Source organism: Rhodococcus sp. C-2, from assembly GCF_027854095.1.
GTDB lineage: Bacteria > Actinomycetota > Actinomycetes > Mycobacteriales > Mycobacteriaceae > Rhodococcus_F > Rhodococcus_F qingshengii.
In genome coordinates this window covers 337,099-353,964 of record NZ_JAQGFI010000003.1, presented here as the reverse complement: position 1 = coordinate 353,964, position 16,866 = coordinate 337,099, and the positions used below count along the sequence as shown (strand labels likewise).

Here is a 16,866-nt window from a genome sequence, read left to right as displayed (position 1 = left end):
GTGTCGAAAGTCGCAGTTGTCACTACCGGTGGCACCATCGCCAGCACCCGGGATGCGCATGGAATCAGCCGGCCCGCAATCACCGGTGCAGATCTGGTCGGCAACGAGCAGACCGACATCGAGCTTCGAGTCGTCGACGTGATGTCGAAGGACAGCTCGAGCATGACCTTCGCGGACATGGATCGTGTTCGCGACGCCGTAGCCGATCAATTGAAAGATCCCGAACTCGACTCGGTGGTCGTGCTTCACGGCACCGACACGATGGAGGAAACTGCGTTCTTGTTGGACCTGCACCACGACGACCAACGCCCGGTGGTCTTCACCGGCGCGCAGCGCACTTTCGACCATCCCGAATCCGACGCTCGTTCGAATCTCGCCGCGGCGATCTCAGCCGGACTGGACATCTCGTCACACGGGCGTGGTGTCCTCATCGCCTTCGGCGGTTCGGTCCATCCAGCCGCAGGTACGCGAAAGTCCGATACGACGGCACTCGATGCCTTCCGCCGCGTGCACATCGATCCGCTCCTGCTGCGTACTCCCGAACCATTGCCGTGGCATCCGATTTCGGACACCCGCGTCGACATCATCGCCGTGTATCCCGGGGCAGACCGCGTACAGATCGACGCCTGCGTGCACGCCGGGGCGCAGGGACTTGTTCTCGACGGACTCGGTTCGGGAAATGCCAATCCGACGATAGTCGAGGCCGTACGAGACTGCGTAGGCGCTCACATTCCGGTAGCCGTGACAACTCGGGTGCCCTCGGGGCCAATCTCCCCGGTTTACGGTGGCGGTGGTGGCGGGCACGACTTGATCGCCGCAGGCGCTGTATTTTCCACCGATCTTCGAGCCGGGCAGGCACGTGTACTTCTGGCAGCCTTGTTGTCAGATCCGGATCTTGTGGGCCTGGAAAAGGTATTCGACCGCTATTCGAGGTTTGCTCGCACCCCGCCGTTCGGGCGGTAGAACTAGCGACACCATTCATTGTTCGAAATTCACTCCGCTAAATCAGGGACTTTGGTCCGAATATTCGACTTGGACGCTTATTTGGTGTCCGAATTGGGTAGTTTCACATCATCTAACTCGTTCAAAATTTCGATCCAGCGGTCACGTCCAGTGCAGCCAGTCGAACAGGAGTCGGATGAGCAGCCCATTTCGTGATGCCGCTGCAGTAACGCTCGACGCGTCTCACCGCGTCGGGCAAGCGCACGTGCCAGGCGCCGCACTCAACGGTCGTTTTCACCCGCCAACTGCCGTGAAAGGACTGGTCGCGCGTCCGCGCCTGCACCGCAAACTCACCGCATCCACTGCCACCAAAGGCTCAGGCCCCGGGCCTGTCGGGTTGCTCTCGGCTCCGGCCGGTGCGGGGAAGACCCTACTTCTGGCCGATTGGGCTCGCGAATATTCCCGAGCCTCCCCTGATGTTGCGCTGGCCTGGCTGACGTTGGCCGAGCGCGACAACAACGTGTCGATACTGTGTGAATCCCTCGCCGAGGCGATCGCGACCTCCGTCGATGCGGCCGGCCAGAGGCTCCCCGTGCAGACCGGATCCAGGCCGCCCGTCGAGCAGTGGCTCGCGCACTTTGCGGAAACCCTCGAAACGCACGAGCGCCGAACAACGTTGATCCTCGACGACGTTCACACCCTCCACGATCCGATGTCGATCGGTCTCCTCGATCGGATACTCACACAGACCCCGGGCAACCTGTCGATTATCGTTGCCGCCCGCTACGAACCACCGCTCACGTGGCATCGTCTGGCTCTCGACGGCCGACTCACCCGCTTTGCATCCACCGATCTCGCTTTCGATCGCTCCGAGATCACCGCGATATTCGGCGAGTACGACATCACGCTGCGCGACGACGAACTCGCAATCGTCGAGAACTTCACCAAGGGGTGGGGCGCCGTCGTTCGCCTGACCGCCGCGTTTCTGGCCGGCCGCAGTGACATCGGCGATGCACTGAACGAGTTCACGCACACACCCCGCCCGATCGCCGACTTTCTCGTCGACGAGGTACTGACGTCCTTGCCCGAACATGTCACCTCGTTCATGTTGCGAACATCGGTGGTCGATTCTTTCTCCGCCCAACTGGCGGAAACTCTGACGGACTCGAACGCTCTATCCGAGATCGACTCGCTGATTCAGTTCAACTTCCCCGTGACCCGTACCGATTCCGCCGACCACACAACGTGGTTCAGCTATCACCCTCTCTTGCGCGAGCACCTTCGGGCAGAGTTCCGTCGCGTCGATCACGTCGAGAGAAACCGCGTACACCTGCGAGCAGCAAGCTGGTTCGAAAGCAATCACTTCGAACTCGAGGCGCTCGAACTCGAGGTGTCGATCGGAGACCCACACCGCATTCTCGCGTTTCTCGAACGCTGCGGGCTGGGCCTCGTACTCGACGGGCACTGCGGGGACGTCGTGCGAGTCCTGGAATCGGTGTCGACGCAGGTTTCGGAATCCCCGATCACCCGACTGGTGCTGGCGGCGGCCGCCCTCCACTCCGGTGACGTGACCTCGGCGACCACGTGCCTCGATCTTCTCGAGGCAACTCATCCACCGATTGCAGAAGATCCATTGTTCCTGGCGATGAGCCTGGAAATCTCCTGCGTTACGGCGACTTCCGACAACGAGCCGCTGGCGGCACGTCTGGAGCGGCGTCAGAAAAGCACCCACTCCGACATCGAAGCCTACGCACACATGGAATTGGCGTCGGCACACTTACTGCGACGTGAGTTCGACAGGGCGACTGTCGAATACACTCAAGCCGTCGCACTCGGGACAATACGGGGCAGGGCGCGATTCGTCTTGAAGTCGCTGACCGGACTGGGCTACGTAGCTTCTCTCAGCGGAGACATCGGGGCGATGAGGGCTCACTCCGTCTACGCTCTCGACTACGCGGTCGAACATCGCATCACGACGACTGCGGAGTACGAGTTGTCCGCGTCGGTGGCCGCCTTTGCCACATATCTCTGCGCTTCGAGCGAACTCCCGTACCGCATCCCGACAATCGGAAACTACCGGAGCACAGACGTTCTCGGCGCCAGCGCGCCGGTGTTCGGGTGGCACTCCGTCGTAACCTTCGGCCTTCACAGTCTCGACGGCTCGACCGACCGACGCTCGACCGCCGCCGATGTTCGCGACGCGATGCTCAGCGCGATCGAATTACGTACCTTTGCGTTCGCGACCTTGGCTCTTCTACCACCCGTCGTCCACGCATGCCTTTCCGTCGGCGAAGTGGAATGGGCAGCGAGACTCGTGCGTGACGCAGCCGATCAATTCGGAGAAACGTCGGAGATACATCTCGCACGGGGTGCCGTCGCCTTCTCGTCCAACAAGTTCGCGGAAGCACTCGTCGAAGTTTCCGAAGCTCTCGGGTCCTCCGAAATCCCGTTGCTCGCACATCACGTCTACGCCTGGACACTCGAAGCCGGGATCCACGCTGCAACAGGTCACGAGCGCAAGTCGTTTCGCTCCCTCCACAAAGCGCTGCGCGCCGCGGAAGCCGGTAGCCTGCTACGCCCCTTCCTCGACTACGGCGCATCCCTGCGACCGGTGTTCGACGAGTTCAGTGGACATTTCGGCGATCAGGAAGCATTTGCCGAACAGGTACGTAGCCGCATTCGCCCACAAGAATTGGTGAGTGCACCGATCCTCACGCCAGGCGAATACACCGTGCTCCGTGAACTGGCTTCCGGAGACACCACCGAGTCCATTGCCGACACACTGTTCCTTTCCGTCAACACCATCAAGACGCATCTTCGCGGGATCTATCGCAAGTTGGAAGTGAGCAACCGACGCGACGCGCTCAAGGCTGCGCGACGCGGCGGACTCATCTGAGCAAGACTGCTTCCATGCCCCCGAAGCTGTATTCCGATACGCGCGATCGATTGACCGTGTGGGCGAGACGTACACCCAGTCGACGGTTGGCGACTGATGCAACCATCGGGGTCTTCGAAGTCGGGCTCGTGGACAGCGCCATGACTTTGGCGGCCCAGGCCTTTACGTCATTGCTCCCGGTCATGATTGCAGCGTCGACCTTGGAGAAGCTGAAGCCGTTGGCTGATGCCGCCAAAGACGACCTCGGCGTCCAACTCCCCGACACCGTATTGACCAGTACCTCTACCGCGGCAGCGTTCGGGATTGTCGGCTTGCTCATGCTGCTGATCAGTTCCACGTCCTACGCTCGCGCTCTCGGCCGGATGTACGGACGGATCTGGAGCGTGCCGACGGCGACACTCCGTCAGGCGTGGCGGTGGTTCGCGGTAGTGTGCGTCGTGGCCGCGTCGGTGGTCGGTGCGGCCCTGTGCCGTGAACTGAATGGTGTTCCGGGAGTGGGCAGAGTCCTGGAATTCACAGCGGTCTACGTCGTGTGGGCACTCGTGTGGACAGCCGTGCCCATGCTGCTGACGGCCAATCGCATGACCACTCGAATGTGCGTCGGGTCAGGATTGCTCACCGCGACGGGCCTGACCGGACTGCACGTGGCCGGCACTCTTTTCCTCCCCCGAATGACAAAGACGTCGCAGGACGAGTTCGGTCTTCTGGGCGTGATGTTCACCGTCATCGGCTGGCTGTTCATCTTCTCGGCCATCGTGGTTGTCGCGTCGTCGATCGTCGGATCAGTGGCCAAAGATTCCGGTCCCCTGGGAATCTGGCTACGGACATCACGCTGAGGTGTTGTCTCGACCTGCAAGCGCTTGCGAGACGGTCGGATAGACGTCGACCTTCAGCGCGCCCTGGTCGGCACCGGACAGAACGTCGCGGAACTGCCCGATGTCGCGTGCCACTCGGAAGCTCACATTCCTGCGTGCCAACGAATCTCGAAGCTGAGCCAACATCTGCGCAGCGCTGACGTCGATGAACGGTGACGTCTCGGCGTCGAGAACGACCATGGTGGTGCCGGCGGTCACCAGACCGGTGATCTGATCACGCACGTGATCGGCATTGGCGAAGAACATCCCCGCTTCGACCCTGACCACTACGACGCCGTCGAGTGTCTTCAGATCAGGATGCCCACTGATGTCGACCCAGCGCGTGCCGTCCTTGACCAGAGCAGCCACGTGCGGTTTGGAGACTCGATACAGGAGCAGCAACATCGAGACGGCGATTCCGATGATCAGACCGGGCAACGTGTCGAAGAGGAGAACCCCGAACATCGCCGCGATCGCCGCGGCGAAATCGGCCCGGGCAGCGTGCCCGTAGATACTGCCCAACCTCTTCGTCCACACCCGGTACAGCGCTGCGAGGGAGGAGAAATCGACCAGTTCGATCACTGCTGCGATGACCACAGCCGAGAGCGTCGCCTCTGGCAACTTCTCGAACAGGCCAGTGAGAAACAGCAGTGTCACCAGCGTCAGTGCCGCGACCACCAGTCCGCTGACCTGAGATTTGGCGCCCGCTCCTCCGTTGACAGCGGTCTTCGACAGGCTGCCGTTGACCACCATTCCCGAGCAGAGACCCGATCCGAGATTGGCCGCACCCAGTCCTGCCAGTTCACGATTGGCGTCGATGGTGTAGCCGGCCTTGGCCGCGTATGTCTTTGCAGCGCCAAGACCTTCGGCGAAACCGATGAGCAGAACGCCGACCGCCGGTCCGACCAGGTCGAGGTAGTCCTCAGCTCCCACACCGTTCGGCAGGCCCATCGACGGCAGGCCCGAGTCGATGTGTCCGACAATGTCGATGCCACGATCGTCGAGGCCGAACAACGCTACTGCGGTAATGCCCAGCAGCACGACGAGGAGCGAACCCGGTACGAGCGGAAGCCATCGCTTGACGCCCAGGACCATTGCCAGGCTGAGCAATCCGATGATCACGGTCGGTAGGTCGACCTCACCCAGTTCCTTCACCACTGTCCACGTCTGGACGAAGAAGTTTCCCTCACCCTTGTCCACGCCCAGGAGTTTGGGTACTTGACCGATGATGATCGTGAGCGCCAGACCGACGATGAATCCCTTGAGAACCGGCTCGGAGATGAAGGACGCGATGAATCCGAGGCGCATGAATCCTGCGAGCAATCCGACGAGCCCGGTCACGATCGCCAATGCCGCCGACAGCGCGATGAATCGGCCGTCGTTTCCTGAAGCCAATGGCGCAATCATCGCCGCGGACAACGCTGCGGTCGCCGACATCGGCCCGACGATCAGATGGCGCGAACTGCCGGCTGCTGCGTACAGAATCAATGACGGAACCGCAGCATAAAGCCCGACCACCGGCGGAACTCCGGCGATGGTGGCGTACGCGAGCGCTTCCGGAACAAGGACAGCCCACACCGTAAGGCCCGCAATGATGTCGGGGCGAAGCCAAGCGCGTTGATAGTCGGACAACGATCCGAAGACCCACCAGGTCCGCGTGTGCGGAGCACTCATAGTCCTTGCACCCCTTTACTGATCTGCATCGCCGCGATCAGGACGAGGAGCCCGACGTTCAGCAAGTGCGTGTTGGTGGCTATCCAGGTGCGGATCTTCAGCAGCGGTTCGGTTGCCTCGTCCTTCTTGATCAGCAGGAGGGCAACAGGTACCGCGACCGAGGTCACGGACACCAGCGAGAAGATCACGGCCGAGACGATCTGCGACGTCGGTGCCACAGTGCTGAGACGAAGGTTCATCGCTGCTGCGATGGCACACGACATGTCGATGGGGTTGAGAACGAACAGCGCGAAACCGAGCACACCGGATCGCATTGGTTGGAAGTGCTCAACCGATTGCAGCATCTTCGGCAGCTGAGGGGCCGCAGCCACAACGTCGCCAGGGACAACTGCAGCCGCCATCGCCTGAACCCCGCGACGACTGCGTGAGTAGACGAACCAGGCACCCGCCAGCAGAGTTGCCCCGAGAACGAGATGGATGATGGGCACCCACAGCGGAGGGTGTGTGCGCTGATGAACCTGGAGTGCGGTCAAGATGACGTACGAACCGGCCAGCGCGACAACTATTCCGAGATACCACCCGATCAGGTACGCAATGCTGTTGATACGCGCTCGTTCGGAAAACAGTACGGCCACAACGGCGACAACCGCCAGCGGGCTCATGATGATCCCGAGCGCCAGCGGGATCTGTTGCAGTAGCAGCGATCCCATAACTACCTCCAGTTGTCAGAGACCGCCGATGCCCTTGCCGATGAGAACAACACCGATAACCAGGATCAACACACTCATCACCGTGGCGTTGTTTTCCTGCAACCACACCTTCAGCTTGGCCAGCGGACCACGCAGTCGCTCCGCGGCAACGAGGTAGCCGATCACGGGCACGCACACTGTGCAGGCCGCGATGATCGTGAAAACCAGAATGGCGACAACAACTTCTCCGGAGCCCAATGACGCGGATCCGATCGAGATTCCGGCCGCGATACACATCATCAGATTCTTCGGATTGATCGCAGCCAGAGCGAAGCCCAAGCCGAGGCCTTTGACAGCGGTCATGTCATCGATGGCGTGCATCCACTTCGGGGTTTCGTGCTCGCCTCCGCGTCCGCGCCATTGCTTGACTCCGAACGCAAGAAGCAATACACCCAACGCCAGCTTGATCCACGACACTGTCGCTGACGGATCACCTTCGGAGTCACCGAGCTTGCTGGACAGAAGCACGAAGATCACGGTGGCGACGACGATTCCGAGTATCCAGCCCAGCGCGAACCCGACGCTCGTGCTGCCGGCACGCTTGGACAACAACATCAAGATTGCCGCGATGATCGGGATCGGCGATACCGCAACGCCGACCGCGAGGGGTAACAGATCCCCGATGACAGATCCCATGCCGACCTCTTCTCTCTCCCGGTCGACACTAGGGGTGGCGACTCTACGGAGCCTCACACAAAAGGGATGAACGGACCCGCGACGACATTCACCCGTAGGGGATGACGCCCCGAGCGCGTACGGGAGTAAGACTGGATCCCACGGATGCGGAGTCCTGGATCGGGCAGCGACGCCGATTGCACTTGACGACATGCGATTTCGAGGCTCGGAGCGCTGCCTTCTCGAACCTCATGGCCCTACGAAATGGAGCGGATACTGATGAATGCTCCCACTCGGTATCAATTCCTCATCGACGGCGAAGTGTCGGACCGCGTCAAGGCCGCATTTCCTGAACTCAGTGTCGCCAGTGCCGCCGGCGGGTTCACCAGTTTGTACGGACCCGTCGCGGACCACACGGCTATGCGGAGCATCATGGCCCGTCTCGATTCCCTCGGCCTGACCGTCGCCGAAATGCGTCGACTCCCAGACTGATCCGAGCCACACCCTGTCGAAATGTCCCACGCACGAGCGATGGTCCCGACCGAGTCGACTCGGTCGGGACCAACTGCTCTCGGGTTGTTCGGTGCCTAGACTCTGTCCCTGTCCCAGGTCGCGACCGCCCAGATCACAACGACATCGAGCGCGATGACCAGGATCGACCACAGTGGGTAATACGGCATCCACAAGAAGTTGGCGATGATCGAGAGCGACGCAATGACGATTGCCGCCGCCCTGGCCCACACTGCACCGGTGAAGAGGCCGAGGGCCACCACGATCCCGATGATGCCCAAGATGATGTGGATCCAACCCCACGTCGTGATGTCGAACTTGTACGTGTAGTTGATACCCACGACAAACAGATTGTTGTCGGCAACGGCCGCGATGCCCTGAAGCAGAGCGACAATGCCTGCGGTGAGCAGCAGAATTGCTGCTGCAAACGTCGTACCTACCGCGAAACCCTGCCGGACAGGGTGATTCGCGGGTTCCCGCGGTGGAGCAGTCATCAGCGTTCCTTTCGACAGAATGCACTTCCCTTACTCAGTCTCGAGGGGCTGGAAGGCGAAAACATCACCCGTCGCGGATGAACCGCAGGTCACCGACCCGTACCCGTTTGCCGGGATCGCAAACCAATGTTGGCAGACTGGCACTGTGCAACACACCGTAGTCGTGATCACCGATATCTATGCTCCACCGGCGGTGATCTTCGATCTCGAACTCGACATGGACGAACACTCGGCCTCGCTCCGCGCAACAGATGAGGTGGCAGTCACGAGTACGGGTAGATCGACGCTGGGAGAGGGCGACGAGGTGTCGTTCACTGCTCGGCATCTCGGGTGGAGATTCTCGATGACAAGCCGGATCACGCAGTACAACCGTCCGTACTCGTTCACAGACGAGCAGGTCCGCGGCCCGTTTGCCGCAATGCGGCACGAGCACGTCTTCGACGTTCAGCCGGGTGGGTGGACGCGGATGCATGACCGCTTCACGGTTACGGCCCCCTTCGGGGTGCTCGGACACCTGGCACTGAGGTTGGCTGTCGGCCCGTATCTGCGACGCCTTCTCGCGCAACGCGCCGCGCACATCAAGGGCCGCGCAGAAGTCGGCACGCCTTTCATCGAGTGAACACCCGCTCTGACGCACCGCAGGGAGTGCTCACTCGACAAAACCTGTGTTCACTCAGCAGCAGTCGCACTCGTCACCGCTCGCGGGCACAGCCACAACCGGGCAGCACGGATCACCCTTCCACGCGTTGATGCCTTCTTTCACCGCGATGACGGCGATGACCAGTGCCGCAATCGGATCCACCCACGACCAGCCGAGCAGCGAGTTGAGCAGCAAACCGACCAACAAGACAGCAGAGAGGTAAGTGCAGAGCAGCGTCTGCTTCGAATCCGCGACCGCCGACAGCGAACCCAACTCCCGACCGGCTCGGCGTTGCGCATAGGACAGGGCCGGCATGATCGCCAAACTCACCGCAGCCAAGAGTATTCCGACGCTCGTGTGCTGAGCTTCCCCCAGACCGAACAGCGACCGAATCGCGTCGAACGAGACATACGCAGCGAGCCCGAAGAACGAGAATGCGATCACTCGCAGTGCCGCCTTCTCACGGCTCGTCGGATCCGGCGCCGAGAACTGCCAGGCAACAGCTGCCGCCGAGGACACTTCGATCGCCGAATCGAGGCCGAAACCGAACAGTGCTGCGGACGACACCCGTGTGCCCTCCGCCAGCGCGATGATCGCTTCGACGACGTTGTAGCTGATCGTGATCGCCACGAAGATGCGAATTCTTCTCGACAAGAGCGCACGCCGGTCAGTCGAGAGCCCGACACCGTCAACGGGCGCAACCATCAGCAGCACCCCTCTGATTCGCTGTCCGGGCAGTACGACGGATCCACCGCGAGTACGACCCCGAGCAGGTCGTCGAGGGCCCGACCGATATGTACATCGGCGAGTTCGTATCTGGTCCGGCGCCCTTCCGGGACGGCCACCACCAAGCCACAACCGCGCAGGCACGCCAGATGGTTGGACAGCTTCTGCCTGGTCACAGCCAGCGTTTCAGCGAGGTCGGACGGATACCGCGGTGCGGTCTTCAGTTCGAGCAGTATCCGTGTCCGAGTCTCGTCGGACAGTGCATGCCCGAACCTCGCAAGCACCGCCACGTTGGTCACCACATCTACGCCCGCGATATCCATACGTGCGACAGTACATCGAAAACTGGATTCAGAAAACGATGAACTCCGATGGTTCAAGATCCCACCATCGGGTAACGCAAGCGTGAAGCCACCCAACCAGGCGAACACCGGGAGCCCACATCCGATGAACCGTACAAAAGTCGACGACCACGTAGCGATGGCCGAACTACCGACAACCGGAAGCATCTTCCAGGCCTCGTGGCCGGTGCGTACGGGTGACATCCACACCGACAAACAACTGCGCCTCGACGCGATCGCGCGCTACCTCCAAGACGCGGGCTTCGACAATCTCGTCGACCGCGGCGCCATGGATACACACCCGCTGTGGATGGTACGAAGAACGGTGATCGATGTACTCGAACCGGTCGTCTGGCCGGATCGAGTTCACCTACAGCGCTGGTGTTCAGGCCTGTCGAACAAGTGGTGTTCGATGCGAGTTCGCATCAGATCCGATGGCGGCGGGTTGATCGAAACCGAGGCGTTCTGGATCAACATCGACCCGAAGACGGGAATGCCGGCATCCATCAGTGAGAAGTTCACCGCTGCCCTGGCATCAACGGCCGTGGACCAGCATCTTCACTGGCGTCGGTGGATCGACCCGACCCCGGACACGACGCCGTCAGCGGATACGCCGTTCCCGTTGCGCTCGAGCGATTTCGACCCCTTCGATCACGTGAACAACGCAATCTACTGGCAGCCCGTGGAAGATGCGCTGCCCGACAGATTACGAAGCGGGCCCTTTCGCGCGATCCTCGAGTACACCCAGCCCATCAAGAGAGGTGAGCAGGTGAGCGTGCGAACCGGCACGAACACGCTGCACATCGACGCAGGCGACGAGGCACGTGCGTCGGCGCGGTGGTTCGCCTTGACTCCGAAGAACAGCGATCAGGGGTGAAGTTTTCCGAATCCCACGACGGCAGAGTCGGATTGCCAGTCCAGATCATGAACCCGCACCTTGCCGAACTCGTTGCCGCCAACCGTGATCGCAGAGTTGCCGTCCACTGCCACAACGATGTTGGTGTGCTGACCGACCCATCTCGAACTGTCGTAGATCACCACATCACCCACATTCGGGGTGTACCCGCTGCCGTTCTCGGCGTACGCGCCGATCCCTTGGTAATACTCCTGCAAGGTGTACACCCCCGGGATGCGCCAACTTCCGGAGTTCGGGTTGGACAACGGTCGACCCGCTTCCCTCATGATCCAGCTGACAAAGTCGGCGCACCACTCTTCGTCGATGCCGTCGGAATAGAAGGTGCCCGGACGGTCCTGCTCATGCTCGGATTGCAGTAGCTCGAGCACCCGACCTTGATCAGACGTGAGCGCACTCGCGTCCACCGCCGGGAACTCAGCCGTGTCCCAGGGCAGGTACCGCGATGGTGCGATCGCGACGACCACCACCCCAACCACGATCACGACGCCGAGCACCCCGGCAATCCAGAGCACGATGCGGCGTCGGCGGTTCGATTCGGCAGGACTCACCCTTACGAGTGTGCCAGCCTGCCGCGGACCGAATCGCCAACCACCCCGATGACCTGGCAATTCTCACCAAATTCACACGAATGTGCCACCAAACTATTGCGATGGCACCAAAGTGGTGCCATAGTGATGCCATGGACTTGACACCGTACGTAGACAACCTTCGCCACGAACTCGCGGTGGCGGCCGAAGCAGGCGGAGAAGACGCAAAGGCACTCGCCGATCGTTTGACCGCACCGCTGGAATCAGCAGTGCGACTCACCCTTCTCGACGCATTGTCTGCGGCAGCCGCCGAGATCACGCGTGACCTCGCCCCGGGTTCGGTGGACCTGCGCCTGCGGGGACGCGAACCCGAATTCGTGGTGGCACCAGCCATCAGTGAACCGGTTCCAGCCCCCGTCGAAGAGGACCCGACTCCGGCACCGCGCCCCGTCACGGAGTCCGACGACGCCTCGATGACTCGAATCAACTTGCGGCTGGGGCAAGACCTCAAAGACCGGATCGAGGCGGCGGCCCGGGAAGCCGGTATCTCCGTCAACGCGTGGCTGGTTCGCTCGGCTGCAACGGCTCTGGAAGGCGGCGCGAACAGAAGCACTCCGAGACAGCGCACGTCCCAAGGTTCCGAAAGCTTCAGCGGCTGGGTGCACTGACACCGGCTTCATCTTTCGCACCACCCTCTTTCATCAACCGAGACAACCTCATCGGGAGTATCACCATGCCTACATTCAGCACACCTGACCCCATCACCTTGAACTTCGACGTGGCAGTCGCACACATCCGGATCACGGCGAGCAGCCGCAACGACACTGTCGTGGAAGTGTTGCCCAGCAACTCGTCTCGCGAGGTCGACGTTCGAGTCGCCGAACAAACGCGCGTCGAATTCGCAGGTGGCCGGCTGCAGATCAAGACTCCGAAACAGCGCGGCCTCGGCATCTTCGGGAAGACAGGATCTGTGGACATCTCCGTTCAGCTTCCCTCCGGCTCGGAACTCGAAGGCACTGCTGCAGTTGCCAGCCTCCGTAGCGAAGGCACTCTCGGACGAACACGGGTGAAGGTTTCCGCGGGCGATTGCACACTGGAAACCACCGGGCCGCTCAACGTCAGCACCGGGGCCGGCGCGATCATCGTCGAGCACGTGGCCGGTGACATCGACATGAGCACCGGGTCCGGAAGCATCCGCATCGGCCGCGTCGACGGCAACGCGGAGGTCAAGAACTCCAACGGCGACATCAACATCGGCACGATCACCGGCGCACTGAAGGCGAAGACCGCCAACGGCAGTGTCGCCGTCGAGCACGCCGAATCCGACGCGAGCGCCGCAACCGCCAACGGCGACATCCGTTTCGAGACCATCGAGAGTGGAGTCGTATCCGCCAAGACGGCCGCCGGGCGAATCCATATCGGCGTTCGATCCGGAACCGCCGCACGATTCGACGCTCATACGTCCTTCGGCCGCGTCGACAACCAGATGAATGCCACGCACGGTCCGGCTTCCACTGAACGCCGGGTAGACGTCCGGGCACAAACCAGTTACGGCGACATCGTCATTCGACGTTCGGAGCCCCGAGAAGAATCCAACAAGAAGATCTAGCGAAAGGAACGCTGATGTCCCGTAAACCAGCCATCACCGCGACGGGCCTGAAGAAGGCCTACGACGACAAGACGGTACTGGACGGAATCGACATCTCCGTCGACCGCGGAACCGTCTTTGCACTCCTCGGCCCCAACGGCGCCGGCAAGACCACCATCGTGGAAATCCTCTCGACCCTCGTTCCCGCAGACGGCGGCGACATCCGCATCGCCGGGTACAACCCTTCCGACGATCCTGACGCGGTGCGTTCGCGCATCGGCGTCACCGGGCAGTTCTCAGCGGTCGACGACTATCTGTCCGGTGAGGAAAACCTTCTCCTCATGGCCGACCTGCACCATCTCGGCAAGGACGAACGTCGAACGCGCACTGAAGAACTCCTGAAGAAGTTCGATCTGATCGACTCCGCGGACAAGCTGGCGTCGACCTACTCGGGCGGCATGCGTCGACGGCTCGACCTGGCAATGACGTTGATCGGACGACCGGAGATCATCTTCCTGGACGAGCCCACCACCGGCCTCGACCCCCGAAGCCGACGCACCATGTGGCAGATCATCCGGGAGTTGGTCGAGGGCGGTGTCACCATCTTCCTCACGACCCAGTACCTCGAGGAAGCTGATCAACTGGCCGACCACATCGCCGTCCTCGATCAGGGACGGATCGTCGCCCAAGGTACGGCAGCGGAACTCAAACGGCACATCCCCGGCGGCCACATTCGTCTTCACTTCTTCGACCGAGATCAGCTCGATTCTGCTGCAGCTGTTTTCGACGAATCATCACGTGATGATGCCGCCTACGTCCTCCAGGTCCCCAGCGACGGGGGTGTCCGCTCGCTGCGCTCTCTTCTCGACCAACTCGACGCTCACTCGATCGACGTCAAGGAACTCTCCGTGCACACACCCGACCTGGACGACGTGTTCCTGACTCTGACCGCCACCGAAAGGACCGACGCGCGATGACCACCATGACGCTTGCCTATCAGGACTCGAAAACCATGCTGCGTCGCAGCATTCGACACATCCTTCGATATCCGTCGATGACGGTGATGCTCGTCGGAATGCCAGTCGTTTTCCTACTGCTGTTCGTCTACGTGCTCGGCGGAACGCTCGGGAACGGCCTCGGCCCCGGCGGTGGCGGCCGAGCCGAGTATGTCAATTACGTTGCACCGGCGATTATTCTGATGACCGTGGCATCAGCGGCACAAGGTACTGCCATCTCCGTCGCAACCGATATGACCGCCGGGATCATTGCACGATTCCGAACGATGGCGATCACGCGCACGTCCGTCCTGACCGGTCACGTTCTCGGCAGCCTCCTTCAGACGATCGTGAGCCTCGTTGTCGTCATCGCCGTAGCGATAGCCGTCGGCTTCCGGCCCACTGCAGGCTTCGTGGAGTGGGCCGCGACGTTTGCACTCCTCGTCCTGGTCTCCATCGCCATGATCTGGTTGTCGGTCGCCTTCGGCCTCGTCAGCAAGAGTGTCGAGACGGCCAGCAACCTTCCAATGGTGTTGATCCTCTTGCCGTTCCTGGGAAGCGGCTTTGTCCCCACCGACTCGATGCCGACCGTGTTGCGATGGTTCGCCGAGTATCAGCCGTTCACTCCGATCATCGAGACTCTTCGAGGACTTCTTCTCGGCGAAGCCATCGGAAACAACGCGATACTCGCGATCGGATGGTGCGTCGCAATCACCTTCCTCTCCTACCTCTGGGCACGGAGTTTGTTCAACCGACGCCCGGTGCGCTGACCTCGAAACACACGATCTTCGAGAACAGGTACGGTGTCGCTGTCGTCGAGTTCCGAGGCGATGGCGACGTCGTGTGGAAACCCCATGGCGATCAACTCACGTCCTGAGGCACAGTCCCGCAGGCGGTCCTCGTACGAATCCGCCACCGCCGCCCACGCATCCGCCGCCATCCGAGCCTCGGGCGATACGTGGCCGTCCCAACCAGCAGCGGTCAGCGCCGTGACAACCGCACCGGCACCCCACAGATCCTCCACCGCCGGGCGCAACTCTCCACCGGGCCACTTCTCCCCGGATGCGACTATCGCAACCCGCGATCCCGGACCATGTTCGTGCACAATCCAATCCGCGACGGCATAAGCGTTCCTCAAGGAAGCGCCGACACACACCGCAACCTCGGACGCCAACGCAAACGCGATAGTCGACCCGTTCGGCGACGGCAGCACCAGCCGACTTGGCGCCTCGGTCTCGCGAATCGTCTTGGGAGACAGACTGATCTGACTCTCTCTGGCCACACTTCGCCGTACAGCCAGAACCGCATCGGCATCACGCGCGTAGTCGACCGCACTCTCGTCATTCCAGGAAAAGGGAAGTACGTCGATTCCCGCGTCGGCGGCAACGCTCAGCGTCGTCGTGAACGAGAGAACGTCTACCACCACTGCCACATCGACGCCGGCAGCAATCGCTTCGGCGCCGCGCAACCCCCAGTCGAATCGAAGTCCGTAATCGAGTTGGCGATGCTCCGGATTCATCGCACCAGCATCTCAGAAACGAATCAGCTTGTCCGGCACGCGCAAGTCATCGTGCTCGTACAGTGCTCGCACGGCAACGGGATCGTCGGCGGCGCACACCGCGGCGACATCGTCCAACAGTAGGTCGTAGTCGGCGCCTGTCTTTCCGTCGTAGGCGTCCGTCATACGACCCCACTCGTCCCACGGCAGAGTTTCGACCTTGTTCATCGCGGCAAGATCCTTCACTGCGTTGCCGCGGATCTCGGCCGGCCCCCAGTTCTCGGTGCCGTACACCCCGAACTGGGACCCGTCGATCACGCCGCGTCGATACGCCAGCCACGCCTCACCACCACTGAGGAATTCTCCCGGCTGCAGGTTATGGGCGTGAGGAAGGACGTTTTGTCCGAGGATCTCCGAATCGATGCGGATCCACCGCTTGCCGGCGTCGTCCCAGTACTCGGTGATCCAGTGGTCCACGCCCTGTCCCGGTTGAAAGTAGGTGGCAAAACCACAGCGGACGCGAGCGGCAATTCCGCGATAGCGCAGAAACGCACAACTCAAAACAGCAAAGTGCCGACAGGTTCCGACGAGCCGCTTGTCGGGTTCTCGGGCGGAGGTCACCGGTGCCGGATCGAGCGCAAGCAGGCGTTGAAGCAGAACGCTTGCCGGCCGGATCTGGTTTTCGTCGAATCGGTCGGTGGGCAGATTCAGCGACCGTGCATCGGTGGGTTGGACCACCAGGTACGGCACTACCCGGCATATTTGCATGGGGTCGGTGGGGAGCGACTCGAGGGCGAGCATGTCCACCCCGTCGATGCGGGTGAACGGTCCTGCTGATGTGTAGTCGAGAACCGCCGTCATGGGCGGAGGTTAACAAACACTGCCGACACAGCAACTCCAC

At 61.6% G+C, this 16,866-nt stretch carries 19 protein-coding genes; 10 read left to right on the top strand and 9 right to left on the bottom strand.

The genetic code is table 11. The features are described 5' to 3' along the window. The 3 genes from PCS43_RS08200 to PCS43_RS08190 all read left to right on the top strand — a co-directional run bounded on the left by PCS43_RS08200 (window position 1) and on the right by PCS43_RS08190 (window position 4,674). Window positions 1-963 (top strand): asparaginase, encoded by a 963-nt coding sequence (locus PCS43_RS08200; RefSeq protein ID WP_030536153.1) that lies wholly within the window; start codon window positions 1-3, stop codon window positions 961-963. 175 nt (window positions 964-1,138) lie between these two features. Next, complete coding sequence (locus tag PCS43_RS08195; protein ID WP_058226846.1) at window positions 1,139-3,838, top strand: helix-turn-helix transcriptional regulator; 2,700 nt, start codon at window positions 1,139-1,141, stop codon at window positions 3,836-3,838. Window positions 3,839-3,852: 14 nt separating this feature from the next. Then, window positions 3,853-4,674, top strand: coding sequence for a hypothetical protein (locus PCS43_RS08190; protein ID WP_003942972.1), 822 nt, complete (start codon window positions 3,853-3,855; stop codon window positions 4,672-4,674). Here PCS43_RS08190 and PCS43_RS08185 read toward each other — a convergent pair. Genes PCS43_RS08185 through PCS43_RS08175 form a run of 3 tightly spaced genes read right to left on the bottom strand, consistent with a single transcriptional unit; the run spans window position 4,666 to window position 7,751 of the window. Continuing rightward, window positions 4,666-6,366 carry a SulP family inorganic anion transporter gene (locus tag PCS43_RS08185; RefSeq protein WP_209910300.1) on the bottom strand — a complete coding sequence of 567 codons (1,701 nt, stop codon included), beginning with the start codon at window positions 6,364-6,366 and terminating at the stop codon, window positions 4,666-4,668. The genes PCS43_RS08190 and PCS43_RS08185 overlap by 9 nt on opposite strands. Beyond that, window positions 6,363-7,076, bottom strand: coding sequence for a GAP family protein (locus PCS43_RS08180; RefSeq protein WP_058226844.1), 714 nt, complete (start codon window positions 7,074-7,076; stop codon window positions 6,363-6,365). The genes PCS43_RS08185 and PCS43_RS08180 overlap by 4 nt, the downstream gene beginning before the upstream one ends. A 15-nt stretch (window positions 7,077-7,091) precedes the next feature. Beyond that, window positions 7,092-7,751, bottom strand: coding sequence for a GAP family protein (locus PCS43_RS08175; protein ID WP_007730384.1), 660 nt, complete (start codon window positions 7,749-7,751; stop codon window positions 7,092-7,094). A gap of 258 nt (window positions 7,752-8,009) precedes the next feature. On the opposite strand from PCS43_RS08175, the gene PCS43_RS08170 reads away from it, so the two are divergent. Beyond that, window positions 8,010-8,222: a hypothetical protein gene (locus tag PCS43_RS08170; RefSeq protein WP_003943015.1), complete on the top strand. Its 213-nt coding sequence runs from the start codon at window positions 8,010-8,012 to the stop codon at window positions 8,220-8,222. Window positions 8,223-8,317: 95 nt separating this feature from the next. Here PCS43_RS08170 and PCS43_RS08165 read toward each other — a convergent pair whose 3' ends face one another. Further along, a complete protein-coding gene (locus PCS43_RS08165) occupies window positions 8,318-8,734 on the bottom strand; it encodes a DUF7144 family membrane protein (protein WP_003943077.1) in 417 nt (138 codons plus the stop codon). A 145-nt stretch (window positions 8,735-8,879) separates the two neighbouring features. Between PCS43_RS08165 and PCS43_RS08160 the strand changes: the two genes are divergently transcribed. Continuing rightward, window positions 8,880-9,353, top strand: a complete 474-nt coding sequence (locus PCS43_RS08160; RefSeq protein ID WP_058226920.1) for an SRPBCC family protein — start codon at window positions 8,880-8,882, stop codon at window positions 9,351-9,353. Between the two features lie 54 nt (window positions 9,354-9,407). On the opposite strand, the gene PCS43_RS08155 is transcribed toward PCS43_RS08160, so the two are convergent. Beyond that, a complete protein-coding gene (locus tag PCS43_RS08155; RefSeq protein WP_245361505.1) occupies window positions 9,408-10,079 on the bottom strand; it encodes a cation transporter in 672 nt (223 codons plus the stop codon). Beyond that, window positions 10,079-10,423, bottom strand: coding sequence for an ArsR/SmtB family transcription factor (locus tag PCS43_RS08150; RefSeq protein WP_063315505.1), 345 nt, complete (start codon window positions 10,421-10,423; stop codon window positions 10,079-10,081). The genes PCS43_RS08155 and PCS43_RS08150 overlap by 1 nt, the downstream gene beginning before the upstream one ends. A gap of 124 nt (window positions 10,424-10,547) precedes the next feature. Here PCS43_RS08150 and PCS43_RS08145 point away from each other — a divergent pair, with 124 nt between their 5' ends. Further along, on the top strand, window positions 10,548-11,318 hold the full coding sequence (locus PCS43_RS08145; RefSeq protein ID WP_075834740.1) for an acyl-[acyl-carrier-protein] thioesterase: 771 nt from the start codon (window positions 10,548-10,550) through the stop codon (window positions 11,316-11,318). On the opposite strand, the gene PCS43_RS08140 is transcribed toward PCS43_RS08145, so the two are convergent. Beyond that, the gene (locus tag PCS43_RS08140; RefSeq protein ID WP_030536161.1) at window positions 11,309-11,905 is read right to left on the bottom strand and encodes a CHAP domain-containing protein; all 597 of its coding nucleotides are present in this window, start codon (window positions 11,903-11,905) and stop codon (window positions 11,309-11,311) included. The two genes, PCS43_RS08145 and PCS43_RS08140, sit on opposite strands and share 10 nt — an antisense overlap. 131 nt (window positions 11,906-12,036) lie before the next feature. Between PCS43_RS08140 and PCS43_RS08135 the strand changes: the two genes are divergently transcribed. The 4 genes from PCS43_RS08135 to PCS43_RS08120 all read left to right on the top strand — a co-directional run bounded on the left by PCS43_RS08135 (window position 12,037) and on the right by PCS43_RS08120 (window position 15,237). After that, window positions 12,037-12,552, top strand: a complete 516-nt coding sequence (locus PCS43_RS08135) for a toxin-antitoxin system HicB family antitoxin (protein ID WP_007730367.1) — start codon at window positions 12,037-12,039, stop codon at window positions 12,550-12,552. 65 nt (window positions 12,553-12,617) lie between these two features. Next, a complete protein-coding gene (locus PCS43_RS08130) occupies window positions 12,618-13,493 on the top strand; it encodes a DUF4097 family beta strand repeat-containing protein (RefSeq protein ID WP_209910306.1) in 876 nt (291 codons plus the stop codon). Window positions 13,494-13,507: 14 nt separating this feature from the next. Further along, entirely contained in the window at window positions 13,508-14,449 is a 942-nt protein-coding gene (locus tag PCS43_RS08125) for an ATP-binding cassette domain-containing protein (protein WP_064443578.1), read from the top strand. After that, window positions 14,446-15,237, top strand: coding sequence for an ABC transporter permease (locus PCS43_RS08120; protein ID WP_054780764.1), 792 nt, complete (start codon window positions 14,446-14,448; stop codon window positions 15,235-15,237). The genes PCS43_RS08125 and PCS43_RS08120 overlap by 4 nt, the downstream gene beginning before the upstream one ends. Here PCS43_RS08120 and PCS43_RS08115 read toward each other — a convergent pair. Next, window positions 15,192-15,986: a 2-phosphosulfolactate phosphatase gene (locus PCS43_RS08115; protein WP_209910309.1), complete on the bottom strand. Its 795-nt coding sequence runs from the start codon at window positions 15,984-15,986 to the stop codon at window positions 15,192-15,194. The genes PCS43_RS08120 and PCS43_RS08115 overlap by 46 nt on opposite strands. 12 nt (window positions 15,987-15,998) lie before the next feature. Beyond that, complete coding sequence (locus PCS43_RS08110; RefSeq protein WP_030536164.1) at window positions 15,999-16,826, bottom strand: transglutaminase domain-containing protein; 828 nt, start codon at window positions 16,824-16,826, stop codon at window positions 15,999-16,001. Between the last annotated feature and the right edge of the window lie 40 nt (window positions 16,827-16,866).